21 protein-coding genes are annotated in these 22,795 nt (G+C 65.3%); 15 read left to right on the top strand and 6 right to left on the bottom strand.

Going from position 1 to position 22,795, the window contains the following annotated elements:
* Nucleotides 1-83 precede the first annotated feature (83 nt).
* The 4 genes from V5F78_RS08965 to V5F78_RS08950 are packed head-to-tail and all read left to right on the top strand — an operon-like array spanning nt 84 to nt 3,554.
* Nucleotides 84-1,163: an ABC transporter permease gene (locus V5F78_RS08965; protein ID WP_394071835.1), complete on the top strand. Its 1,080-nt coding sequence runs from the start codon at nt 84-86 to the stop codon at nt 1,161-1,163.
* Between the two features lie 6 nt (nt 1,164-1,169).
* Nucleotides 1,170-1,988 (top strand): ABC transporter ATP-binding protein, encoded by an 819-nt coding sequence (locus V5F78_RS08960; protein ID WP_394071797.1) that lies wholly within the window; start codon nt 1,170-1,172, stop codon nt 1,986-1,988.
* 15 nt (nt 1,989-2,003) lie between these two features.
* Nucleotides 2,004-2,924: an MlaD family protein gene (locus V5F78_RS08955; RefSeq protein ID WP_394071798.1), complete on the top strand. Its 921-nt coding sequence runs from the start codon at nt 2,004-2,006 to the stop codon at nt 2,922-2,924.
* Between the two features lie 33 nt (nt 2,925-2,957).
* Entirely contained in the window at nt 2,958-3,554 is a 597-nt protein-coding gene (locus V5F78_RS08950; protein ID WP_394071799.1) for an ABC-type transport auxiliary lipoprotein family protein, read from the top strand.
* Between the two features lie 203 nt (nt 3,555-3,757).
* On the opposite strand, the gene V5F78_RS08945 is transcribed toward V5F78_RS08950, so the two are convergent.
* Nucleotides 3,758-9,061: an apolipoprotein A-IV repeat region-like domain-containing protein gene (locus V5F78_RS08945; RefSeq protein WP_394071800.1), complete on the bottom strand. Its 5,304-nt coding sequence runs from the start codon at nt 9,059-9,061 to the stop codon at nt 3,758-3,760.
* Between the two features lie 306 nt (nt 9,062-9,367).
* Between V5F78_RS08945 and V5F78_RS08940 the strand changes: the two genes are divergently transcribed.
* The 3 genes from V5F78_RS08940 (at nt 9,368) to V5F78_RS08930 (ending at nt 11,945) form a co-directional block, all read left to right on the top strand.
* Nucleotides 9,368-9,688, top strand: coding sequence for a 2Fe-2S iron-sulfur cluster-binding protein (locus V5F78_RS08940; RefSeq protein WP_394071801.1), 321 nt, complete (start codon nt 9,368-9,370; stop codon nt 9,686-9,688).
* A 121-nt stretch (nt 9,689-9,809) separates the two neighbouring features.
* Entirely contained in the window at nt 9,810-10,679 is an 870-nt protein-coding gene (gene murI / locus V5F78_RS08935; RefSeq protein WP_394071802.1) for a glutamate racemase, read from the top strand.
* 21 nt (nt 10,680-10,700) lie between these two features.
* Nucleotides 10,701-11,945 carry a lytic murein transglycosylase gene (locus V5F78_RS08930; protein ID WP_394071803.1) on the top strand — a complete coding sequence of 415 codons (1,245 nt, stop codon included), beginning with the start codon at nt 10,701-10,703 and terminating at the stop codon, nt 11,943-11,945.
* On the opposite strand, the gene V5F78_RS08925 is transcribed toward V5F78_RS08930, so the two are convergent.
* Nucleotides 11,900-12,655: a type 1 glutamine amidotransferase gene (locus tag V5F78_RS08925; protein WP_394071804.1), complete on the bottom strand. Its 756-nt coding sequence runs from the start codon at nt 12,653-12,655 to the stop codon at nt 11,900-11,902. The genes V5F78_RS08930 and V5F78_RS08925 overlap by 46 nt on opposite strands.
* Before the next feature lie 280 nt (nt 12,656-12,935).
* Between V5F78_RS08925 and rpsD the strand changes: the two genes are divergently transcribed.
* Nucleotides 12,936-13,553 (top strand): 30S ribosomal protein S4, encoded by a 618-nt coding sequence (gene rpsD, locus V5F78_RS08920; protein WP_394012340.1) that lies wholly within the window; start codon nt 12,936-12,938, stop codon nt 13,551-13,553.
* A gap of 81 nt (nt 13,554-13,634) precedes the next feature.
* Here the strand turns inward: rpsD and V5F78_RS08915 are convergent, their stop codons facing one another.
* The 3 genes from V5F78_RS08915 to V5F78_RS08905 form a co-directional block, all read right to left on the bottom strand.
* Complete coding sequence (locus V5F78_RS08915) at nt 13,635-14,327, bottom strand: MgtC/SapB family protein (RefSeq protein WP_394071805.1); 693 nt, start codon at nt 14,325-14,327, stop codon at nt 13,635-13,637.
* 59 nt (nt 14,328-14,386) lie between these two features.
* A complete protein-coding gene (locus V5F78_RS08910) occupies nt 14,387-14,845 on the bottom strand; it encodes an SH3 domain-containing protein (RefSeq protein WP_394071806.1) in 459 nt (152 codons plus the stop codon).
* A gap of 162 nt (nt 14,846-15,007) precedes the next feature.
* Nucleotides 15,008-15,331, bottom strand: a complete 324-nt coding sequence (locus V5F78_RS08905; RefSeq protein ID WP_394043359.1) for a DUF1476 domain-containing protein — start codon at nt 15,329-15,331, stop codon at nt 15,008-15,010.
* A gap of 258 nt (nt 15,332-15,589) precedes the next feature.
* Here V5F78_RS08905 and purC point away from each other — a divergent pair, with 258 nt between their 5' ends.
* The 7 genes from purC to grxD all read left to right on the top strand — a co-directional run bounded on the left by purC (nt 15,590) and on the right by grxD (nt 21,223).
* Nucleotides 15,590-16,384: a phosphoribosylaminoimidazolesuccinocarboxamide synthase gene (gene purC / locus V5F78_RS08900; RefSeq protein WP_348848140.1), complete on the top strand. Its 795-nt coding sequence runs from the start codon at nt 15,590-15,592 to the stop codon at nt 16,382-16,384.
* 71 nt (nt 16,385-16,455) lie between these two features.
* Complete coding sequence (gene purS, locus V5F78_RS08895; RefSeq protein WP_394043361.1) at nt 16,456-16,698, top strand: phosphoribosylformylglycinamidine synthase subunit PurS; 243 nt, start codon at nt 16,456-16,458, stop codon at nt 16,696-16,698.
* Between the two features lie 259 nt (nt 16,699-16,957).
* Nucleotides 16,958-17,659 (top strand): phosphoribosylformylglycinamidine synthase subunit PurQ, encoded by a 702-nt coding sequence (gene purQ / locus V5F78_RS08890; RefSeq protein WP_394071807.1) that lies wholly within the window; start codon nt 16,958-16,960, stop codon nt 17,657-17,659.
* Nucleotides 17,660-17,696: 37 nt separating this feature from the next.
* On the top strand, nt 17,697-19,904 hold the full coding sequence (gene purL / locus V5F78_RS08885; RefSeq protein ID WP_394071836.1) for a phosphoribosylformylglycinamidine synthase subunit PurL: 2,208 nt from the start codon (nt 17,697-17,699) through the stop codon (nt 19,902-19,904).
* Nucleotides 19,905-19,950: 46 nt separating this feature from the next.
* Nucleotides 19,951-20,184: a BolA family protein gene (locus V5F78_RS08880; RefSeq protein WP_394071808.1), complete on the top strand. Its 234-nt coding sequence runs from the start codon at nt 19,951-19,953 to the stop codon at nt 20,182-20,184.
* Between the two features lie 120 nt (nt 20,185-20,304).
* Nucleotides 20,305-20,775 carry a RidA family protein gene (locus V5F78_RS08875; RefSeq protein WP_394071809.1) on the top strand — a complete coding sequence of 157 codons (471 nt, stop codon included), beginning with the start codon at nt 20,305-20,307 and terminating at the stop codon, nt 20,773-20,775.
* 109 nt (nt 20,776-20,884) lie between these two features.
* Nucleotides 20,885-21,223 carry a Grx4 family monothiol glutaredoxin gene (grxD, locus tag V5F78_RS08870; protein ID WP_394071810.1) on the top strand — a complete coding sequence of 113 codons (339 nt, stop codon included), beginning with the start codon at nt 20,885-20,887 and terminating at the stop codon, nt 21,221-21,223.
* Nucleotides 21,224-21,303: 80 nt separating this feature from the next.
* On the opposite strand, the gene purB is transcribed toward grxD, so the two are convergent.
* The gene (purB, locus tag V5F78_RS08865; RefSeq protein WP_394071811.1) at nt 21,304-22,611 is read right to left on the bottom strand and encodes an adenylosuccinate lyase; all 1,308 of its coding nucleotides are present in this window, start codon (nt 22,609-22,611) and stop codon (nt 21,304-21,306) included.
* Between the last annotated feature and the right edge of the window lie 184 nt (nt 22,612-22,795).

Genomic DNA, 22,795 nt, shown 5'->3' with positions numbered 1-22,795 from the left:
GCACACTCAAGCGCGGTCGTTTTCCGGAGACCTGAGTGGCCAACGCCTCGCTCCTTGATGTCACGTCCGCCGATGGCCGCCTGATGGTGGTCGGGCGAGGCCTCTGGACATCGGATCGGGCGGACGACCTCGAGCATCTCGTGGACGAGGCCACAAGCGCGCATCCCCGCGCTGGCAATGTGGATATCGACCTGTCCGGCATCGAGCGCATGGATACCTTCGGCGCTCTGCTGCTGGAGCGCCTGCGCCGCGCCTGGGCGGTGGACGGGGTGGAACCCGAGGTGCGCGGGCTGAAGCGCCGGTACCGGGTGCTGCTGGAAGAAATGAAGCGCACCGGGCTCGAGCCCCAGCCGCCGGTGCGGCGACACGATTCCATCCTCGAGCGGGTCGGCCGCGAAGTGGTGTCGATCTCCATCGACGCCAAGGATTTGCTGAATTTCATTGGCGCCTCCATCGCCGCCGGGCTGCGCATGATGGGGCGCCCGCGCACGTTTCGCTTCACCGCCATGGTCAATCAGGTCGATCGCGTGGGCTTCCGCGCGGTGCCGATCATCATCCTCATCACATTCCTGATCGGCTGCATTCTCGCCCAACAGGGCATCTTCCATTTCCGCCGGTTCGGCGCCGACATCTATGTGGTCGACATGGTGGGCGTGTTGGTGCTGCGCGAACTCGGCGTGCTGATCGTGTCCATCATGATCGCCGGGCGCTCCGGCAGCGCCTATACCGCCGAGCTTGGCTCCATGCGCATGCGTGAGGAGGTGGACGCCCTGCGGGTGATGGGCTTCGATCCGGTCGAGATCCTGGTGGTGCCCCGCATCCTGGCCCTCATCATCGCCTTGCCGCTGCTCACCTTTATCGGCTCCATGTCGGCGCTCGTCGGCGGCGGGCTGGTGGCGTGGACCTATGGCGGCATCGCGCCGGACGTGTTCATCGACCGCCTGAAGGATGCGATCTCCATCGACCATTTTCTCGTCGGCATGATCAAGGCGCCGTTCATGGCCGCGGTGATCGGCCTTGTGGCGTGCCTGGAAGGGCTGAGCGTGGGCGGCAGCGCCGAATCGCTCGGCAACCACACCACCAAGTCCGTCGTTCAGTCGATCTTCCTGGTGATCGTTATGGACGGCGTGTTCGCCATGTTCTTCGCCTCGATCGATATGTGAGGCGCGATGAACTCCTCCACGCTCGAAATGCGGCGCAGCGGCCTTCAGGAGATGGAGGGCTATCGCGAACCCATCATCCGGGTGCGCGATCTGGTGGTGGGCTTCGGCGACCGCATCATCCTCGATCACCTCAGCCTCGACATCCTGCGCGGCGAGATTCTCGGCTTCGTCGGCACCTCCGGGGGCGGCAAATCCGTGCTCACGCGCACCATTCTGGGGCTGGTGCCGAAGCGCTCCGGCCATGTGGAGGTGTTCGGGCACGACATCGATACCTTGAACGAGGCCGAACGTTCCGCCATGGAGCGGCGGTGGGGCGTGCTGTTCCAGCAGGGGGCGCTGTTCTCCTCGCTGACGGTGAAGCAGAACATCCAGTTTCCGCTGCGGGAGAATCTCAAGCTCTCTCAGCGCATGATGGACGACATCGCCTATGCGAAGATTGAGATGGTCGGCCTGAAGTGCGATGTGGGGGAGAAATTGCCGTCCGAGCTGTCCGGCGGCATGATCAAGCGTGCGGCGCTTGCCCGCTCGCTTGCGCTTGATCCGGAAATCCTGTTCCTCGACGAGCCCACCTCCGGCCTCGATCCGATCGGGGCCGGCGACTTCGACGAACTCATCCAAACCCTTCAGCAGACTTTGGGCCTGACCGTTTTCATGGTAACGCACGATCTCGACAGTCTGCACACGGTCTGCGATCGAATCGCGGCCCTGGCAGATGGTAAAGTTATTGCTCAAGGCACGATCGAGACGATGATGGAAGCGCAGCATCCGTGGCTGCGGGCGTATTTTCACGGAACGCGCGCCCGCGCGGTTCAGGCGAAACGGTAAGGTGGGAAGGTAAGGATGGAAACCCGTGCCAACTACACCACCATAGGCGCTTTTACCCTAATCGTGATCGTAGCCGCGTTTGCCTTCGTCTATTGGTTTGCGCGCCCGCAGGATTCCGAAGGGCGAAAGACCTATGAGATCGTTTATTCCGGCACCGTGAGCGGGTTGCGGCAGGGCAACAATGTGCTGTTCAACGGCATCCCTGTCGGACAGGTGCTGCAATTGGGACTGGTGCCCGGAGCCCCCGACGAGGTTCTGGTGCGTATCGGTGTCCAGCCCAATGTGCCGATCCTCGCCGATGCGCGTGCCACCCTCGAATCGCAGGGCCTCACCGGCATCGTGGCGGTGAGCATTCGCGGCGGTGCGGCGAATGCGGCGCCGCTGCCCGTCGGACCCAACGGCTTTCCCCGGATCGAGGCCGAGGGCGGCAGCGGCATGGCAAGCCTGATCGAAACCGTGCAGGGCGTGGCGCGACGCGTGAACGCTGTGCTGGAAGCCATCGACCCGCAGAAGGTGGCGGCCATTGTCGCCAATGTGGATACCTTCACCAAGGCGGTGTCCGACAAGTCGGAGGATGTCGGCTCGCTGCTGAAGCGGGTGAACGATCTGTCCGGCCAGCTGAACGATCTCGCCAACAAGGCCGACGGCGTGCTCGACAATCTCAAGCGCGCCACCGGCGACAAGGACGGGATGGTGCAGCAGGTGTCCGATGCCGCTGCCTCGGTGCGTCGCCTGTCCGACAATCTGGATAAGCGCACGGCCGATCTTGCGAGCCAGATCGAGAAATTTACCGGCCCTGGCCTGCGCCAATATGAGGCGCTGGCCACGGACGGGCGTCGCACGCTCTCGGAAATCGAGCGCGTCTTCAAAAATCTGGAGCGCAATCCCCGCCAGTTCATCTTCGGCGGCAGTTCCGTGCCAGAATACAGGCGGTAAGCCGTGATGATCCGCCAGCCAAGGGTGAGTAAAGTGTCCCTTTCTCCGCGCCCCCCCGTGCGGCCACTGCTGGCCTTGATGACGGTGCTGGCTCTGGCGGCCTGTTCGTCGGCTCCGGTTCCGACATTCGATCTCTCGGCCCCCGGCAATTTCACCGCGCGGGGCGCCGGCAGCGGGCAGATGGTGGTGCCGATTCCCACCGCCCTGGCCGCGCTCGACACCGAAAAGATCCTGGTGGAACCCGCGCCCGGACAGATCACCTACCTTGCCGACGCGCAATGGGGCGACCGCCTGCCGGCGCTGCTCCAGGCCCGGATGATCCAGGCGTTCGAGAACGGCAGCAAGCTGCGCCGGGTCGCGCGTCCGGGTGACGGGATCACGGCGGAATATCAGCTCAACATCGACATTCGCACCTTTGGCGTACGGGTGGAGAACGGCACCTCGACCGCCGTCGTGGAACTGTCCGCGAAGATCATCGGCAACGCCGGGGGCCGCATCCTGGCGGCGCAGGTGTTCTCGGCCCGCGTGCCGGTGGCGAGCGTCAATGGCGCCACCGTGGCGGCTGCGCTGGATGCCGCGTCCAACCAGGTCCTGGTGGAGATCGTTCGCTGGGCATCCGTGCGCTTCTGAGTGCACGCTTTCGACTTCGCCTCTTTGCCGTTGAACCCGTCGGGCCCATCATCCCGGCGGGATAGCCGTGCGCGGCGCATTCCTAGCCCTTTGCGCCGGTAGGATCCGCTCGTCGCGCATCTCCCCCTCCCCATGCTGCGCGAAAATGAAAAAGGGCGGGATCGCTCCCGCCCTTTTTCATGTCTATCTGTGCGCGGCCGGCTTCAGTCGAAGCGGCCGGCGGCATGGGCCAGCATGGTGTAGACCTTGCCGGTGTCCGAGGTGAGATAGGTCTTGGTGAGGACATTGCCCCGGTCGTCCGCCGCCACCTGATCGAGCAGGCGCTCGAATTCGGCCACATAGCGGTCGACGATCTCGTGGAATTCGGCGTCGGCGCGATATTTCCGGCGCAGTTCTTCGAAGGTCTGCTGACCTTGCATCGTATAAAGCTTGCGCGTGAAGACATTGCGCTCGCCGCGCTTGTAGCGCTCCCACAGCTCCACCGCCGCCTGATGATCAATCATGCGGGCGATATCGACCGAGAGCGAATCCAGCGACTCGATGGTGTGATGGTGAGGCCTCTCGCGGGCGGGGCGCGGAGCGGGACGCACCGGCTCCGGCTTCGGGTCCAGCTTGGCTTCCGCCAGATCGCCGGAGGCGCGCGCCAGAAGCTCGGAGAGCCAGCCTTCGCGGGCGTTGTCCTCGGTCTCGCGCTGTTGCGGCGCGCGGGCGGCGGGCCGGGGGTCCTGCGCCCGTTCGGGGGCCGGTTCCGGCCGGCGGGGTGCCGGGCGGCGGTTCGGTTCGAACGGACCGACCGGGACGCTCGGCGGCTCGGCGCGGGTGCGCACAGGCTGCACGGGTTCGGGGCGGGCGTCGCGCGGTGCCTCGCGGGCCGGCTCGCGGCGCGCCTCGCGCACGGCGGTGTCCCGGGCAATGGGATCGCGCGGGGCAACCGATGCGCCTTCCCTTGCGATCACCCGGCCCGCCGGCGCGGCGATATCGGCGGATTGGCCCTGCCGCGCCACGATCTCGTTCAGCTCCGCCAGCGCCTTGATCTGCTCGGCCACTGCGCGCCGCATGGTGGCGGCGCTGGCCTCGGTTTCGGCCGGCAGTTCGAGAATGCCGCGCTTCATTTCCTCACGCGCCAGCTCGATGGAGTGCTGCACTTCCTGGGCGGCACCCTTCAGTTCGCGTGCGACATCGTTGAAGCGGCGGCCGGTATCCTCGAACAGTCCATTCACGTCGGTGAGCGCGGATTGGTAGGTGCTGGTCAGCGCCTGCATCATGCGCTCGCGCTCGGCATCCGAGCTGGAGCGCATGCGCTCCATCTGGCTTTCGAGCGCCTTCGAGGAACTGCTGGCCGAATCCGCGACGATGGCGGCAATCTCTCGCGCCCGCTTCTGTGCGGTCTGGAGCGATTGTTCCAGCGTGCCGTGGAAGCCCTGAAGCCGCTCGTCGAGATCCTGCACGCGCTCGGTGAGGGACGTGGCCAGCTGCTCGATCGCAACGCGTCGGTTGGAGAGGGTCTGGTCCACCTGCTCGTGGCTCTGCCCCAGCTGCTCGGACGCGGCGCGCACGAGGCGGCCTTGTTCCTCGAAGCGGGTGGTGAGGCCGGCGATATCCTTCAAGGCCCCCTGGGTGAGGGTCCGCAGGGTCTGAACCTGCGCATCCATCTGCCCGAGGGTCGCGCTCGCCGCATCGCCCATCAGCCCCACGGAGCTTTCGAGCGCCTTCACCTGATCGGCGAAACCGCCTTCGAACTGGGTCAGCGAGGCGACCACATTGCCCATGGCCTGCTGGAATGTGCCGTTGGCGGTGTTGAGCCTTTCCACGATGCCTTCCACGTCGGCCTGAAGCGTGCTGTGCGTGGAGGAGATCTGCGCGACCGCGCTTTCCCCGGTGGTCCGCAGCGCGGTGACGAAGCTGTCGCTCTTGGAGTCGATCAGATCGCCGATCTCGTTGAGGCGCGCGCCGAGGATCGCCGAGACGCTTTCCGCCTGGAGCGAAAGCCCGCGCCCGACATTATCCGCCAATTGCACCAGGTTGCGTTCCACGGTTCCGGCTTCACGCGACATCTGGCCGGTCACGGCCTCCACGCGGCCGGCGAGGCTCTCGGCGACGGCGAGGCCGCGCTGTTCCAGACCCTCGGTCACTTCCGCCAGGCGGCCGGTGACCAGGTCCTCGATGCGCGCAACCCGGCCGTCGAGCATGGCGGCGATTTCGTCCGCCCGCGTCCCGATGGTGCGGCTCGCGAAGTTGGCGCGCTCGCCCACCATGTCGCTGAGCGCACGGCTGCGCGTCGCGAAGAAGGAGTCGAGCTGGTTAAGCGACTGGTCGAGCGCCGCATTTGTGGCGTCCGTGCCCTCGGCGAGGGCCTGGGTGATATGGGCCGTCCGCGCCGCCACCTTCTCGGCGATGCTGTCCGCCCGCTCGCCGAAGAAAGCGTCCAGGGATTCAAGCGACTGGTCGAGCGCCGCGCCGGTGGAGCGGGTGCCTTCGGTGAGCGTGCGGGCGATCTCCGCGGTGCGGTTCGTCAGCGTATCGCTGAGGTTCTCGGAGCGCTGGGTGAAGAACGCTTCCAGCGTATCGAGCGATTGCTCCACCGCCGCATGGGTGGCGCGGGTCCCCTCGCTCAAGGCGCGGGTGATTTCCGTGGTGCGGCTCGCCAATTCCTCGCTGAGGGCCTGGCTGCGCTGGGCGAACAGGCCGTTCAGCGTATCCAGCGATTGCTCGACCGCCGCCTTGGTGGTGCGGGTGCCTTCGGCGATCGCACGGTCGATCTGGCTGGCGCGGCTGTCCAGCGCGTCGGTGAGACCCTGGCCGCGCTCGGCGAACAGGCCGTTGAGCGTTTCGAGCGACTGTTCCACGGCGGCGTGGGTCGCGCGGGTGCCTTCCGCGATCAGGCGGTCGATCTCGCTGGTCCGGCCTTCCAATGCCTCGGTGAGGCTCTGGCCGCGCTGGACGATCATGTCGTTAAGGGTCTCGAGCGAGCGTTCCACGGCCGCCTGGCTCGACCGGGCGCTTTCAGCGATGGTGCCGCTGATCTCGCTCGTCCGGTTCGCCAGTTCCTCGCTGAGCGCCTGGGTGCGCTCGGCGAAGAAGGTGTCGAGACTGGACAAGGTGCCATCCAGCGCGACCTGGCTGGAGCGCGTGCCGTCCGCCAGCAGCTTGGTGATCTCGGCGGTGCGATCGGCTAGGGCGTCGGTCAGGTTTTCGGCGCGCGCGTCGATGGTCTGGGTGATGCGGGCGACCCGCTCGTCCAGGCTTGTGGTGGCCGTCTGGGCGGCCGCGCCGAAGCGCTCGTCCATGGTTTCGAGGGTGCCGCGCAGGGTTTCGTTGAGGGCATCCACCTGCGTGGCGATGCCGTCCACCAGCGCCGGCGCATGTTCGCGCAGCGCGCTGTCGAAGGTGCTGACGCCATCGCGCACGGCCCGGGCCATGAGGGTGCTGTCGCGCCCGATGCGCTCGGCCAGCTCGCCGCCACGCACCGTGATGGTCTCATCCAGCGCCTTCAGCCGCCCGTCGAGCATGTCCTCGATGGCTTCGCTCTTCGCGGTGATGGTGGTCACCAGCAGATCGGCGGTTTCGCTGAAGGCCTGTGTCACCTTGCTGCCGCGCGCGCCGATGGCCTCGGTGACCTCGGTGCCGACGGCGCCAAGCCGGTCGGTCATGTCGGTTCCGGCGCGGGTGAGGGATTCGGCGATCTCGTCGCCCTTCTGCACCAGCGATTCCGTCACCTGGACTCCGCTGCGTTCCAGGGCCTGGGCCAGGCGGTCGCCGGTGTCGGCCAGGCGGTCCTGCAATGCATCGCTCTGGGCGGCGATGGTCTCGTGGATGCGGTTGCCGGTGGTCTCGATGCGATCGGCGAAATCGCCGCCATGCAGCGAGATGGTCTCGGCCACGCGGGCGCCGGTCTCTTCGAGCTTGCGGACGATGTCGCCGCCGCGGGTGGAGAATTCCAGCGCCATGGTATCGCCGGTGCGCCGCAGCGTCTCGGTCACGTCGCCGACGCGCTGGGCGATCTCCTCGGTGATCTGTGCGCTGTTGGCGGTGAGGGTCTCGGCGATCACGGTGCGCGTGGATTCGACGCCGGAATAGACCTCGTCGCTCCAGCGGGACACCAAGAGGGAGACTTCCGTGGTCGCCGACATGAGGGAGGCGCTGAGGTCGTCGGTGCGCGCCTTCAGCGTGGTTTCGAGCTTCTCGCTGGCCTGGGTCAGGTCGGAGCGCAATTCCGTGCCGGTCATCTGGAGGCGGTCGATCACCTCATTGCTCTTGGCGTGGATGCCGTCGGCCACCGTGTCGCCGACACGGGTGAGGGTGTCGACCATCTGCTCGCCCTTTTCGGCGAACATCTCGCCCGCCCGATCGGCGGCCGCGAAGATGTTTTCCTGCATGCGGTCGGCGGTATCGTTCATGTCCGTCACGCGCGCCGCCATATCGGCGTCGAGGCGGGCGCTGTTGGCCGCGAGCGTGTCGGCGATCACGGTCCGTGTGTTTTCCACATTCGTGCTGACCTCCTCGCTCCAGCGGGAGATCATGCTGGCGAGTTCGCCGCTGGAGCTGAGAAGGCTCGCATTCAATTCCGCGGTGCGGCTCTTGAGGGCGTCTTCGAGCTTTTCGCTGGACCGGGTGAGGTTGTCGAGGATTTCCCCGCCGCGCTGGCTGAACACATCGGTGACCCGCTCGGCGGCGGTGAGCACGCCGCTTTCCACCCGGTCGGCGATTTCCTTGATGTCGGTGGACAGCAGGCTGTCGGCATCCATGATGCCTTCGCGCAGCCGGTCCGTGTGGATCAGGATGTTCTGGCGCTCGGCCTGAAGCTCCTCGATGAGGTTCCGGATGCGGATCTCATTGCCTTCATAGGCCCGCTCCAGGATCGACACCTCGTTGCGGACCACGGCTTCCAGCTCGGCGGCGCGCGCCACGGCACGGTCGAGGCCTTCGCCCATGGCGGCCACTTCGCGGCGCACGGCCTGGCCAACCGAAACAACCGCATCGGTGCCGAGGGATTCCGGTTGCGCGAGCCGCAGGGCCACCTCGGTCATGGAGCGCGCGATCAGCTGCAGATCGCGCGAACGGCGCACCATCGCGGCCATGGCGAAGAAGGCGAGAGGCGGAAGGATCAGGCCGGCGAGGATGGCCAGGAGCGCGGGAGATGCGAGAATGGCGTTGACGCCGCTCGCCTCCGCGAAGGCCGTGGAGTGGGAGGCAATGGCATAAGCGATGCCGAACACGATCCACACCACCGAGACCGCAAGCGCCCACCACAGGGGCGCTGCCGAGGAGCGGCGCTGCAACTGGCTGAGCAACTGGCCGACCGTCTGGCGATCGTCATTGGCGGCGCGCCGGCCGGCGACATCGACCCGCGGACGGTTGCCTGGCGACCGTCCTTCCCGCACCGGCGGAGCCGGCCGTTCGTCCATGGGCGGCGCAACTTCCGCCTCGTCGAGAGGCAGCGTCAACGCCTCCTGGATCGCCGAGAGGGCGGCCTCCGTGGGATCCTGGATCTTCTTCGGGGTCTTCATGGTGGCCGTTCGCCTCTGTCGCGGGGATCGACGCGCATGCACGTCCATCGACCGAACTTCGCTCGAAATCGTCGGGTTGCGGAGAGCAAGCGCTTTCCAGAACCAGACGGTTTACCTTACCTTATCTTAACTATGACCGGGTGGTGATTGGAACCGTGCCCGGCCACACATATGAAGATATCGTTAACAAGCGCGCCGTCTTAGGTCTGGCCTTGCACATCAGCGGCGGTTATAGCCGCTCCAGCGGGCGGGCACGCCGCGGCCTGCTGCGGAACCTTTGGGACTGAGCGGGAGACTGAGCGAGACATGCCGCGCATTACATTCGTTTCCTTTGATGGTGTCGCCCGGACCTTCACAGCACCGGAAGGCAGTACCGCCATGGAGGTCGCCGTCCGGCATCTCGTGCCAGGCATTGATGCGGAGTGCGGCGGCGCCTGTTCCTGTGCCACCTGCCACGTCTATGTGGACGAAGCATGGCGCGCGGCGGTGGGGGAGCCCCAGGGCATGGAAGAAGACATGCTCGATTTTGCCCGCGACGTGCGCCCCACCTCGCGCCTGTCCTGCCAGATCGTGCTGGATGCGAAGCTCGACGGGCTGGTTCTGCACACCCCCGAATTCCAGGGCTGAGGCGCTTTCGGCCGCGCCTTCGTCCCGCGCCAGGGTGGACTGCCGGAGCCGGCGCGCGCGCCGCTCATCCTTCTTTTACGTCTCGCAGCCACAATATCGCCCGGGGCGACGAGGATACACCATGGCGAGAGTCACCGCTTCGGCCGAGAGATACGCTGCCGTGCCGTCCTTGAGTTTTCATCCACCGACCATCCTGGTGTTCGATTCCGGGCTTGGCGGCCTGTCCGTTTTCCGGGAAATCACCCGCCTGCGGCCGGACGCCCATTATGTCTACGCGGCTGACGATGCCGGGTTCCCCTATGGGGCCCTGAGCGATTCAGCGCTTTCCGGCCGCGTCTGTGACGTGATGGACGTGATGTTGCCGGCGGTGCGTCCTGATATCGTGGTGGTCGCGTGCAACACCGCGTCCACCCTGGCGCTGCCCGTTCTGCGCGCGCGCTATGGCGTCCCCTTCGTCGGCACGGTGCCCGCCATCAAACCAGCCTGTGCCGCCTCCGTATCCCGGCGGGTGAGCGTGCTCGCGACGCCCGGCACCGTGCGGCGCGATTATACGAGCGCCCTGATCCGCGAATTCGCCAGTTCCTGCCAGGTGGCGCTCGTGCCGAGCGAGCGGCTGGCCGGCATCGCCGAATCCCTCATCCAGGGCATTCCGGTAGACGATGCCGACATCCGAGCGGAAATCGCACCCTGCTTCGTGCGTGATGCGGGCGGACGCACCGACACGGTGGTTCTCGCCTGCACCCATTATCCGCTGATCCTCGACCAGTTGCGCCGGCTCGCGCCGTGGCCGGTCGCCTGGGTCGATCCCGCGGAAGCCATCGCGCGGCGCGTCGTGTCGCTGCTCGGCCCCACGGCATTTGCCAGCAGTCCGGGTCCGGTGCGATTGATCTCGACCGGCCGTGCGCTGGATGCGGCGCTCGTCAGCGCTCTCGTGCAGCGCCGGGTCGAGATGCCGGAGATTTTGTCCACCCAGCTTGCTGTGGCATCCTAGCCGCCAATCAGGAACACCATCGTGAGCCTCAAGCTGGACCGCCGCACCTTTACGACGGGCCTGATCGGCGCAGGCCTCGCAGGTGTCCTTGCGTCACCTTCGCTGGCGCAGAGCGCGGCCCAGCCGTTTGCCGCCTGGGTGCAGAAATTCCGCGCCCGTGCCCAGGCGCGCGGCATTTCCGACCAGGTCTACGATCGCGTGTTCGCAGAGGTGGTACCGGACAAGAGCGTCTACGCCCAAGATCGCTCGCAGCCGGAATTTCAGGAGCAGACCTGGCAATATCTGAACCGTCGTGTGTCCGACTGGCGCATCGCCACCGGAAAGAAGCGGGCGGCGGAATATGCCGCGCTGCTCGGCCGGATCGAATCCGATTTCGGCGTCGATCGCCGCATCATGCTCGGCTATTGGGGCATGGAATCGGCCTTCGGCGACGTGGTCGAAAATCCCAAGCACATGAAGCCGGTGTTCAATTCGCTCTCGGCCTTGGCGTGGGGGGAACCGCGCCGGCGCAAATATTGGGAGACGGAGCTTCTGAATGCGCTGGTGATTGTCCAGCGCGGGTGGGGCACGCCAAGCGAGATGGTGGGCTCCTGGGCCGGTGCCATGGGTCATACCCAGTGGATGCCGGAAGTCTGGCTCAACATGGGCGTGGATTATGACGGCAATGGCCGCATCTCGCCGTTCGGAAAGCCCGACGATGCCTTGGCCGGGACCGCCAATTTCATTCTGAAGCGGGGCAAATACCGGCGCGGGGAGCCATGGGGCTTAGAGGCACGCTTGCCGCCCGGCTTCAACATGTCGCAAGCCGACGGCAAGACCACGCGGACCCTCGCCGACTGGGGCGGGCTCGGCGTTACCACGATTGATGGCCAGTCGCTCGCTGGCTATGACGACAACGCCCGGCTCTGGCTTCCCGGCGGGCCCGGCGGGCCGGCGCTGCTTCTGCTCCACAATTTCTATGCGATCCGCTCCTATAACCCATCCTCCAACTATGCGCTCGCGGTCGCGCATCTCGGCGACCGCGTGATGGGGGAGGGGCCTTTCGAAACGCCCTGGCCTGGTGGCGAGCGTGCTTTGACCTTGCCGGAGATACAGGAAATCCAGCAACGGCTGACCGCGATCGGCTTCAACACGGGCGGTACCGACGGCCGGGTAGGGCAGGACACCATGCGCGCGGTGCGCGGTTTCCAACAGAAGGTCGGTCTTTCGCCGGCGGACGGCTATCCGGGCATCGCCGTGCTGGAGGCATTGCGCAGGGCGCGGTGAGCGTCGACCACTGCGCGGAAATTGCGATACAGCCGCTCGGCTTGCGTTCGGAAGACCGGCAGGAGGTCGGCGACATCCTGCTCCAGAAGCGCCTGACCACCTTCGCCGGTGATGCTTTCGAGCGCGCAGCGATATTCGTCGATGACGCCCCATTCGGGGACCGTCTCTTCGGTCAGCTCCACATGATACTGAATGCCGAAGGCGCTCGCCCCAACCTGCAGCGCCTGGATGGGGCAATGGGCGTTTGCCGCGAGCACCACGGCGCCCTCGGGCGGCGCGGTCACGGCCGCGCCATGCCATTGCAGCGTTGGAAAGCTGGCCGCAGTGCCCGCAAACAAGGGCGAGGCCGCGCCGTCCGAAGTGAGCGCGACATCGCGAACCCCGACTTCCGGCGTCGGCATAAGACCCACGGTGCCGCCCAAGGCATCCGCCAGCAATTGATGGCCGAAGCAGATGCCGAGATAGGGGCGGCCTGCACGCACCCAATCGCGGATCGCCCGTTTCTCGGCGACGAGCCAGGGATGCGCTTCTTCCTGCCACACATCCATGGGGCCGCCGAACGCCATGAGCGCGTCATAGGGCGCAAGATCGGGAATGGCCTCCCCTTCGTCCAGCTCGACCGCGTCCCATTGGACGCCATCCGCTTCCATGAACTCCCGGAAGCTGCCGGGATGCTCAGCGGCCGCGTGCTGAAAGACCAGGACCTTCATGTCGACGCGCTCCCCGGCGATAGTGCTGCGTTGCAAAATATGCCACGTGGTGGCGTCGGCAAAGCACCCTGCGTTGACAGGGCGCTCATCTGCGACTAGAAGCCCCGTTCTCGCTGGGTGAGCAATCCCCCGGCGGGAAGGCTATTTGGCGTTTCACGCACCCGTGGACCTTCGGCAGCGCGCCGCAGGACCTGTCAGTGGATTTCGAACGTGTTCGGAAGCCGCAGAGGAGGGGTCGCGATCCAAACCCAATGAAAACGAAACTAAGGATCCGCGTTACATGAGCAAGCGCATTGCGGCGAAGCATAAAATCGATCGCCGTATGGGTGAAAACATTTGGGGCCGCCCGAAGAGCCCCGTCAATCGCCGCGAATACGGCCCCGGCCAGCACGGCCAGCGCCGCAAGGGCAAGCTTTCGGACTTCGGCGTGCAGCTGCGCGCCAAGCAGAAGCTGAAGGGCTATTATGGCTCCATCGGCGAGAAGCAGTTCTACGCCGTTTATGTGGAAGCCTCCCGCCTCAAGGGCGACACCGGCGCCAACCTGATCGGCCTGCTCGAGCGTCGCCTCGATGCGGTGGTCTATCGCGCCAAGTTCGTTCCCACCGTGTTCGCCGCCCGCCAGTTCGTGAGCCACGGCCACGTCAAGGTGAACGGCCGCCGCGTCAACATCCCGTCCTACCTGGTGAAGGTCGGCGACGTGATCGAGGTCAAGGATTCCTCCAAGCAGCTCGCTCTGGTGCTGGAAGCCTCCCAGCTCGCCGAGCGTGACGTGCCGGACTTCCTGGAAGTCGACCACAACAAGATGGCTGCCACCTTCGTGCGCATCCCGGAGCTCAATGAAGTGCCGTATCCGGTGCAGATGGAGCCCAATCTGGTCGTCGAATTCTATTCGCGCTGATCCAACCGATCGCGAGATTTTGGAAAAGGCCGCCCTCGGGCGGCCTTTTCTGTTTCTGGGCGAACGACGTGGGGTCGGTGCTTAGACTTCCCAGTCCAATTGCAGCACGCCGGGCTTGGAAGCGAGCAGCTCCAGGAGCGCGGGCGCTTCCGCTACGCTGCGGACCGACCACCACAGGTCGAAATGCAGTTCGCGCTGTCCCGTGACCGGCTCCACCCGCAGCGAATAGTGGCGCACCTTCATGGCCGCCTCTCCCAGGAGCTTGCGGATCACGGCTTCCGAGGGTCCGTCGCGCCCGAGGACCAGGCTGAGCTTGACCGGCCTCTTGTGCGCCATCTTCTCTTCGACCCGCTTCAGCCCCCACAGGGTAAGAAGCCCGAGCCCGAGTGCCATTCCGCCCAATGCGAATTGGCCGGCACCGAAGCACAGGCCCATCACCGTGACGTACCAGAGGCTGGCTGCGGTGGTGACGCCCAGCGTCAACCCTTCGCGATGGAGCACCGCGCCGGCGCCGATGAAGCCGACGCCGGTGAGGATGCCGAGCGGCAATCGCATCACATCGGTCTGCACGAAGGAGTCCGGACCCTTGCCACTCAGCGTCAGCAGCAGATTCGCACTGATCATCGCGACGCAGGCTGCGATGCCGACGATGATGTTGGTGCGTAGGCCGGCGGCGCGCTGCTGGGTGCCGCGATCAAGCCCGATCAACCCACAAGCGATGAAGGCGCAGGCGAGGCGCAGGGCGATATCGGCCCAATCGGGGTGAAGCGGCATGACGGGCTCCGGCTAGATGCCCGCCAAGCATAAGCACGTCCGGAGCGGAAATGCGCTGCCTACCAGGACCAGACGCCGAAGCCGATATAGGGTCCGGGTGCGGGGGGAGGCCCGTAGAAACGGGGCGGAGGAGGGTAGAACAGCACCGGCGGCGGCGCGGCATAGACGAGCGGGGCCGTGGGCGGCGCGATCACGATGGGTGGCGCGACCGGCACCGGCGCGGGACCGGGCACAACCACCACGGGACCGGGCTGGACATAGGGCGGGGGAGCGTCGAAACCGAGATAGGCGGCCGACACATAGGCCGGGCCGCGCCAGCTGATGCTGCACCAGGCCGGCGTGCAGCTCATCACCTGCACGTTCATGCCGCGCACGAGGCTGCCGATGACCGGATAATTGGTGCCGGGACCGGAGCGGACGTTCAGGTCGCCCAGCACCATCGCGGAATCGGCACGCGCGAGAGAGGCCGGCGCTGCCACACCGAGCCCGGCGACCAGGATTGGAATCCACGCCTTCATGAGTCACGCTCCAACATTGCGCGCCGCGGCACCTTGCTCCGCCGTGACGGCGGTTGGCCGACAGGCGGGGAGCATCCGGTCCCTTGGACGGGCTGCTCCCCATGTGCATCGGGAACACTGCGTGAAGCTTGCACTCCAGGAGGAAGCGCAGAAAGGGAAGGATCAGCCTTCCGAACGCACTTCCAGAACGGCCTGGGCAAGGAACTCGTCCATGTTCCGGCGAATCTGATGCTCCGAGACCTCGACGCCCTTGGCGTCGAAATCGGTCCGCAGCTTGCGATAGACGTCATCGTCGCCATGCTCTTCGAGATCGGCGACGACCACTTCCTTAGCGTAGGCCTGCGCGTCTTCCTCGGACAGGCCGAGCTTTTCCGCAGCCCACAGGCCCAGCAGCTTGTTGCGCCGCGCCACCGCCTTGAAGCGGATCTCTTCGTCGAGCGCGAATCGCTTTTCGAACCCCTCCTCGCGCTTGTCGAACGTCGTCATGGCAGCCCTCATCTTGACGTTTCCGTGACCGGGGATCGCTCATGTCCGAACGTCACCGTCGCGGCCCTTGAATATAGGCGCGGCCTTCCCAGATCAATGTGACGCAACGGACCGGAGGGCTCATTGAGCTTGCGGACCCAATACGTTGTATCTGGCGCGCCAATCGGCTAGTGTTCGATCAGGCGCGTTCTGTGCTGCGAAACAGCCCCAGCGCGCCCCGCCAAGGAGCGTCACCGAAAACGGAGCCTTGGCAAACCCATGGATTTCCTCAATCGACGGTATACACCCATGAGCCGCCGCCGCCGCATTTACGAAGGCAAGGCGAAGGTCCTCTATGAAGGCCCCGAGCCTGGAACACTCATCCAGCACTTTAAGGATGATGCCACCGCCTTCAACGCCAAGAAGCACGAAGTGATTGACGGCAAGGGTGTGCTGAACAACCGCATCTCCGAGTATATTTTCTCGCGGTTGAACGACATCGGCGTGCCCACGCACTTCATTCGCCGTTTGAACATGCGCGAGCAGCTCATCCGCGAGGTGGAGATCATCCCGCTGGAGATCGTTGTGCGCAACGTCGCCGCCGGCTCGCTGTCCACCCGCCTGGGCATCGAGGAAGGCACCGCGCTGCCGCGTTCGATCATCGAATTCTACTACAAGAACGACGCGCTGAACGATCCGCTGGTTTCCGAGGAGCATGTCACGGCTTTCGGGTGGGCGACCACCCAGGAAATCGACGACATCATCGCCCTCGCGATCCGCGTGAACGATTTCCTCTCCGGCCTCTTCCTCGGGGTCGGGATTCGCCTGGTCGATTTCAAGATGGAATGCGGCCGGCTCTGGGAAAACGACATGATGCGCATCGTCGTTGCTGACGAGATCAGCCCCGATTCGTGCCGCCTCTGGGACGTGAAGTCGAGCGACAAGCTCGACAAGGACCGGTTCCGCCGCGACATGGGCGGGCTGGTGGAAGCCTATACTGAGGTCGCGCGCCGGCTCGGCATCATCGCCGAGAACGAGCCGATCCAGGGAACTGGACCGGTCCTCGTCAAGTGAGCTTGTGACCTTCGACCCTAGCTGCTACGCGGGGGCCGAAAGGCCCCCGCTTCTGTTGTGAGTGATGTTCAATGAAGGCGCGCGTTATCGTCACGCTGAAATCCGCAGTGCTCGATCCCCAGGGAAAGGCCATCGAGGGCGCGTTGCGTTCGCTCGGCGTCTCGGGTGTGCAGAGCGTGCGGCAGGGCAAGGTTTTCGACGTGGAACTGGCCGGCAACGACCGGACATCCGCCGAAGGGGCCTTGAAGGAGGCGTGCGACCGCCTGCTCGCCAACACGGTGATCGAGACCTATAAGGTCGAGTTCGCAGAGTGAGAGCGTTTGTTGCCGTCGTCGCTCGCGCAGGCCGCGAGCGAGGGACTCGACAGGGGACGCAACGGGGGACTTATGGCCGATCTGTGCATCGCCCGCCGCAGCGGATCGCAGCGCGTGCCCGCCGGCCCGGCGGGGGCGGCCCTGGCGCGCCCAGTGTCGTGTCCCCATATTGAAATCACTATAGTCTCCGGCCCCATTTCAGCCAGCACGGCCAATTGTGCCCCCTGCCGGTGTGAACGCGCGGATATGCACTGATCCCATGAAATCAGCCGTCATTCTCTTCCCTGGATCGAACCGCGAGCACGACGCCGCCCGCGCGCTGAAGCTGGTCGCCGGCTCCAATGTCAACGTCGTCTGGCATGGGGAAAGCGAGCTGCCCAAGCATACGGACCTTGTGGTCCTGCCCGGCGGCTTTTCCTACGGCGATTATTTGCGCTGCGGCGCGATCGCCGCGCGCGCCAATATCATGGGGGCGGTGCGCGCCCATGCCGAAAAGGGCGGGCTGGTGCTCGGCATCTGCAACGGCTTCCAGATCCTGTGCGAAGCAGGCCTCCTGCCGGGCGTTCTGGTGCGCAACGCCAAGCTGCGCTTCGTGTGCCGCGAAGTGTTCCTGCGGGTGGAGCGGGCCGATACGGCCTTCACCCGCGCCTATCGCAAGAATGAATTGCTGCACATCCCCATCGCCCATGGGGAAGGCAATTATACCGCCGACGAGACCACCATCAAGCAATTGGAAGCAGAAGGGCGCATCGCCTTCCGCTATGCCCGCGCCGACGGTCAGATTGATCAGGCCGATGGCCCGAATGGCGCGATCAATGGCATCGCCGGCATCTATTCCGAGAAGCTGAATGTTCTCGGCATGATGCCGCACCCGGAAAACAACATCGAGGCTCAGATCGGGCGGACCGACGGTCGCGGCCTGTTTGAAAGCCTCGCCGCTGCGCTGAAGGCGGCGGCATAGCCGCCCCGCGCCCTCGGATTGGATCGCACCCGTGAACATGATCCCGAATACCCCGCGCATCACGCCCGAACTGGTGGCCGAGCATGGCCTGAAGCCGGACGAGTATCAGCGCTTCCTCGAATTGATCGGGCGCGAACCCACGATCACGGAGCTGGGCATCGTTTCCGCCATGTGGAACGAGCATTGCTCCTATAAATCCTCGAAAGTGTGGCTGCGCACCTTGCCGACAAGCGGGCCGCGCGTGATCCAGGGGCCCGGCGAGAATGCCGGCGTGGTGGACATCGGCGGCGGGCTCGCCGTGGTGTTCAAGATGGAGAGCCACAACCACCCCTCCTTCATCGAGCCCTATCAGGGCGCGGGAACGGGTGTCGGCGGCATCCTGCGCGACGTCTTCACCATGGGCGCCCGGCCGATCGCCGCGCTGAATGCCCTGCGCTTCGGCAATTGCCACCATCCGCGCACCCGCCAATTGCTGGCGGGCGTTGTCGCGGGCATCGGCGGCTACGGCAATTCGTTCGGCGTGCCGACCGTGGGCGGCTCCATTGGCTTCCACGGGCGCTACAACGGTAACATCCTGGTCAATGCCATGGCGGTGGGCCTGGCCAAGACCGATGAGATTTTCTACGCGGCCGCGGCCGGCGTGGGCCGCTCCATCGTCTATCTGGGCTCGAAGACCGGGCGCGACGGCATCCACGGCGCGACCATGGCCTCGGCCGAGTTCGGCGCCGATGCCGAGGAGAAGCGCCCGACCGTGCAGGTCGGCGACCCGTTCGCGGAAAAGCTGCTGCTGGAAGCCTGCCTGGAGATCATGAAGGCGGGCTGCGTGGTCGCGATCCAGGACATGGGTGCGGCCGGGCTCACCTGTTCCGCCGTCGAGATGGGCGCCAAGGGCGACCTCGGCGTGGAACTGAACCTCGATGCCGTGCCCTGCCGCGAAACCGGCATGAGCGCGTATGAAATGATGCTGTCCGAGAGCCAGGAGCGCATGCTCATGGTGATTGCGGACGGCAAGGAGGCCGAGGCCGAGGCCATCTTCAAGAAATGGGGCCTGGACTTCGCCGTGGTGGGCAAGACCACCGATACCCTGCGCTTCGTGGTGAAGCATAAGGGCGTTGTGGAAGCCGATCTTCCCATCAAGGAACTCGGCGACGAGGCCCCCGAATATTATCGCCCCTTCAATGAGACGCCCGCGCGGCCGGTGCTGACTCCAGCGGACGTACCGACCAGCGTGACGCTCGCCGACGCGCTGGAGCAGATGCTCTCCTCGCCCGATCTGTGCTCGAAGCGCTGGGTCTGGGAGCAATATGACCATCTCATCCTCGGCAACACGGTGCAAAAGCCGGGCGGCGATGCGGCCGTCGTGCGCGTGGAAGAGGGGCCGAAGGCGCTTGCCCTTACCACCGACGTGACGCCGCGCTATTGCGAGGCCGATCCCTTCGAGGGCGGCAAGCAGGCGGTGGCCGAGGCGTGGCGCAATCTCACCGCCGTGGGCGCGACCCCCATCGCCGTCACCGACAATCTCAATTTCGGCAATCCCGAGAAGCCCGACACGATGGGCCAGTTCGTCGGCTGCGTGAAGGGCATTGGCGCGGCGTGCGAGGCGCTGGATTTCCCGGTCGTCTCGGGCAATGTCAGCCTCTACAACGAGACCAACGGCAAGGGCATCCTGCCGACCCCCACCATTGGTGGTGTCGGTCTGATCGACGATCTGTCGAAGACCATGAGCCTTGCCTTCAAGAATGCCGGCGAGCCGATCTATGTGATTGGCAAGACCGAGGGCTGGCTCGGCGCCTCGATCTATCTCGGCCTGATCTGCGAGCGCGAGGAGGGGGCGCCGCCCCCGGTCGATCTCGTCGCCGAGAAGCGCAACGGCGATTTCGTGCGCGCTCTGATTCTCGACGGTCTCGTCAGCGCGGCCCATGATGTCTCCGACGGCGGCCTGCTGGTGGCGGTCGCGGAAATGGCCATGGCGGGCAATATCGGTGCCGCCGTGGACAGCCATTGCAACATGGCGCCCCATGCCTTCTGGTTCGGCGAGGATCAGGCGCGCTACGTGGTCACGGCCGCCCACGGCCAGGGCAGCGAGATCGTGCGGCGGGCGGAGGCGGCGGGTGTGCCCGTCACCAAGATCGGCAAGACCGGCGGCGACCGCTTGATCCTGCCCGGCGATCGCTCAATATTCGTGGAAGCCTTGCGGGATCGTCACGAGAGCTGGCTGCCCATTTACATGAGCTCCATGTCCTGAAGGCCGATGGCATCGACAGCGGCGCTTCCAGCGAAGGAATAAACCCATGGCCATGGATTCTCGCGATATCGAGCAGCTCATCAAGAGCGCGCTGCCCGATGCCCAGATCTCGATCGAGGATCTCGCCGGCGACGGCGATCATTATGCGGCGACCATCGTGTCGGAGGCGTTTCGCGGCAAGAGCCGCGTGCAGCAGCACCAGATGGTCTATGCCGCGCTCCAGGGCAACATGGGCGGCGTGCTCCATGCCCTGGCGCTGAAGACGTCGGTTCCTGCCTGAAACAATTGCGCGCCGCGCCCGTTTCGGCATCAGTTGCATTTAAATTAGTCAAACAATATCATTGACTTAATGGGGGTCATTGCAAACCATTCGGCAATCTCTCGCGCCGAGGTTTTGCCCATGACCCGCATTGATTCCCTGCTTGTTGCGACCGCTGTTGCCCTGACCCCGATGACGGCATTGGCGGATTCGCCGAATGGGGTGAAGACCTTGTCGCCCCCCGGCGCCATCAAGCCGACCGGCACCTGGAACCTTGGCACGCGCGCGGGTGATTTCGTCTTTATTGCCGGCATGCGCGGCATCGACCCCGCAACCAATACCCTGGTCGCCGGTGACGAAGCCCGGGTGCGGCAGGCGTTCCTCAACATGAAGCAGATTGCGGAATCGGAAGGGGCGACGCTTCAGGATGCGGTGCGCCTCGTGGTCTATGTCACCGACATGTACCGCTTCCGGCCGATCGCCAACAAGATCCAGGAAGAGTTGTGGGGCAAGGGTCCCTATCCGCCCCGAACCATCATCGAGGTCGATCGTCTGAACCAGGACGACATCCTCGAAGTTGAGGGGACCTTCTACGCGCCCGCGAAAAAATAAGTCGCGCGAGGGCAGGGGGACCCGCCGTGTCCCGCCCTTGCACTTTGTGCTCTCAAGCCCGATGTTCTCGGCATGAACCGGTGTCTTCGGACCAATCTGGACTAGAGATATGAGCATTCGCGAATTCATCGACCGTGAGGTCAAGGACAACGACGTGGTCGTGTTCATGAAGGGCACGCCGCAGTTTCCCATGTGCGGCTTTTCCGGCCAGGTCGTGCAGATCCTGGACCATGTGGGCGTCGCCTATAAGGGTATCAATGTCCTGGAATCCGACGAGCTGCGCCAGGGCATCAAGGAATATGCCAGCTGGCCGACCATCCCCCAGATCTATGTGAAGGGAGAATTCCTCGGCGGCTGTGACATCGTGCGCGAGATGTTCCAGGCTGGCGAGCTGATTCCGCTGTTCGAGGAAAAGGGCGTGCCGGTGCGCGACCGCGCGATCGGCTGATTTCGCGTTCTTCCCAATCTTGAAATGAAAATGCCCGGGCAAGCCCGGGCATTTTTGTTTTCAGCCTGCCGGTCGAGAGATCACGCGCGCCCGAATACGCGCTTGAAGATCGTATCGGCATGCTTGAGGTGATAGCCGAGATCGAACTTCTCGTTGATGTCGTCCTCGCTCAGATAGGCGCGCACGTCCGCGTCATTCAGCAGGAAGGTGCGGAAATCGCCTTCGCCGCGCCATACGCGCATCGCGTTGCGCTGGACGAGCCGATAGCTGTCCTCGCGGCTCGCTCCCTTCTGGGTCAGCGCCAGCAGAACGCGCTGGGAATGGATGAGGCCGCCGAGCTTATCCATGTTCTTCTGCATGTTGTCGGCATGCACCACCAGCTTGTCGACCACGCCGGCAAGACGGGCGAGGGCGAAGTCCAGCGTTACGGTCGCGTCCGGGCCGATCATGCGCTCCACCGAGGAGTGCGAGATATCGCGCTCGTGCCAGAGCGCCACATTCTCCATGGCCGGCAGCGCATAGGCGCGCACCATGCGGGCAAGGCCGGTGAGGTTTTCGGTGAGCACCGGGTTGCGCTTGTGGGGCATGGCCGAGGAGCCCTTCTGCGCCTCGGAGAAATATTCCTCCGCCTCCAGCACCTCGGTGCGCTGGAGATGACGGATTTCGGTGGCCAGCCGCTCGACCGAAGAGGCGATCACGCCGAGGGTCGCGAAGAACATGGCATGCCGGTCGCGCGGGATCACCTGGGTGGAGACGGTCTCCACGCTCAGCCCCATCTTGGCGGCGACATGCTCCTCCACGCGGGGATCCACATGGGCGAAGGTGCCCACGGCCCCGGAAATGGCGCAGGTCGCGATTTCCGCGCGCGCCGCCACGAGGCGGGTCCGGGCACGCTGGAATTCGGCATGGGCGATGGCGAGCTTGATGCCGAACGTGGTGGGCTCGGCATGGATGCCGTGCGAGCGGCCGACGGTCGGGGTCAGCTTGTGCTCGAACGCGCGCCGCTCCAGCACCGCCAGCAAATGGTCGATATCGGCAAGGAGCAGGTCCGAGGCGCGCGCCAGTTGCACCGCGAGGCAGGTGTCGAGCACGTCGGACGAGGTCATGCCCTGGTGCACGAACCGCGCTTCGGGCCCGACGATCTCGGACAGATGGGTGAGGAAGGCGATGACGTCATGCTTCACGTCCCGCTCGATGGCGTCGATGCGGTCCACGTCGAATTCGGCGTCCCGGCCCAGTTCCCAGATCTTGGCGGCGGCTTCCTTCGGCACGATGCCAAGCTCGGCCATGGCATCGGCGGCATGGGCCTCGATCTCGAACCAGATGCGGAAACGCGCTTCAGGGGACCAGAGGCTGGCCATTTCCGGGCGGCTATAGCGGGGGATCATCGCGGCGCTCTTTTCATTATCGGCAAGGCGAGCCCTGTATCAGATCGAGGCCGCTTTCGGTAGCGCCGCGCGCGCTCAGTCCATGTGCGCATTTGCATGACGGCGGGTGCAGCGGGCTGGCTTCAAGACGCAATGCCGGATAAGACGCGGCGCACAGGCGCGGCATCATGTCGGCCGCGCCTTC

The sequence above is a fragment of the Roseixanthobacter glucoisosaccharinicivorans genome (assembly GCF_043195095.2).
In the GTDB taxonomy this organism is placed as follows: Bacteria; Pseudomonadota; Alphaproteobacteria; order Rhizobiales; family Xanthobacteraceae; genus NCEH01.
The sequence above is the reverse complement of the archived record's forward strand: the minus strand, read 5'-3'. Positions and strand labels throughout refer to the sequence as shown.

What these genes read in the sequence shown, in the direction of transcription:
- V5F78_RS08965 (WP_394071835.1), top strand. Translation starts at nt 84, where the DNA reads ATGGTGGTCGGGCGAGGCCTCTGGACATCGGATCGGGCGGACGACCTC.
- V5F78_RS08960 (WP_394071797.1), top strand. Translation starts at nt 1,170, where the DNA reads ATGAACTCCTCCACGCTCGAAATGCGGCGCAGCGGCCTTCAGGAGATG.
- V5F78_RS08955 (WP_394071798.1), top strand. Translation starts at nt 2,004, where the DNA reads ATGGAAACCCGTGCCAACTACACCACCATAGGCGCTTTTACCCTAATC.
- V5F78_RS08945 (WP_394071800.1), bottom strand. Translation starts at nt 9,061, where the DNA reads ATGAAGACCCCGAAGAAGATCCAGGATCCCACGGAGGCCGCCCTCTCG.
- V5F78_RS08940 (WP_394071801.1), top strand. Translation starts at nt 9,368, where the DNA reads ATGCCGCGCATTACATTCGTTTCCTTTGATGGTGTCGCCCGGACCTTC.
- murI (WP_394071802.1), top strand. Translation starts at nt 9,810, where the DNA reads ATGGCGAGAGTCACCGCTTCGGCCGAGAGATACGCTGCCGTGCCGTCC.
- V5F78_RS08925 (WP_394071804.1), bottom strand. Translation starts at nt 12,655, where the DNA reads ATGAAGGTCCTGGTCTTTCAGCACGCGGCCGCTGAGCATCCCGGCAGC.
- rpsD (WP_394012340.1), top strand. Translation starts at nt 12,936, where the DNA reads ATGAGCAAGCGCATTGCGGCGAAGCATAAAATCGATCGCCGTATGGGT.
- V5F78_RS08915 (WP_394071805.1), bottom strand. Translation starts at nt 14,327, where the DNA reads ATGCCGCTTCACCCCGATTGGGCCGATATCGCCCTGCGCCTCGCCTGC.
- V5F78_RS08910 (WP_394071806.1), bottom strand. Translation starts at nt 14,845, where the DNA reads ATGAAGGCGTGGATTCCAATCCTGGTCGCCGGGCTCGGTGTGGCAGCG.
- V5F78_RS08905 (WP_394043359.1), bottom strand. Translation starts at nt 15,331, where the DNA reads ATGACGACGTTCGACAAGCGCGAGGAGGGGTTCGAAAAGCGATTCGCG.
- purC (WP_348848140.1), top strand. Translation starts at nt 15,590, where the DNA reads ATGGATTTCCTCAATCGACGGTATACACCCATGAGCCGCCGCCGCCGC.
- purS (WP_394043361.1), top strand. Translation starts at nt 16,456, where the DNA reads ATGAAGGCGCGCGTTATCGTCACGCTGAAATCCGCAGTGCTCGATCCC.
- purQ (WP_394071807.1), top strand. Translation starts at nt 16,958, where the DNA reads ATGAAATCAGCCGTCATTCTCTTCCCTGGATCGAACCGCGAGCACGAC.
- purL (WP_394071836.1), top strand. Translation starts at nt 17,697, where the DNA reads ATGATCCCGAATACCCCGCGCATCACGCCCGAACTGGTGGCCGAGCAT.
- V5F78_RS08880 (WP_394071808.1), top strand. Translation starts at nt 19,951, where the DNA reads ATGGCCATGGATTCTCGCGATATCGAGCAGCTCATCAAGAGCGCGCTG.
- V5F78_RS08875 (WP_394071809.1), top strand. Translation starts at nt 20,305, where the DNA reads ATGACCCGCATTGATTCCCTGCTTGTTGCGACCGCTGTTGCCCTGACC.
- grxD (WP_394071810.1), top strand. Translation starts at nt 20,885, where the DNA reads ATGAGCATTCGCGAATTCATCGACCGTGAGGTCAAGGACAACGACGTG.
- purB (WP_394071811.1), bottom strand. Translation starts at nt 22,611, where the DNA reads ATGATCCCCCGCTATAGCCGCCCGGAAATGGCCAGCCTCTGGTCCCCT.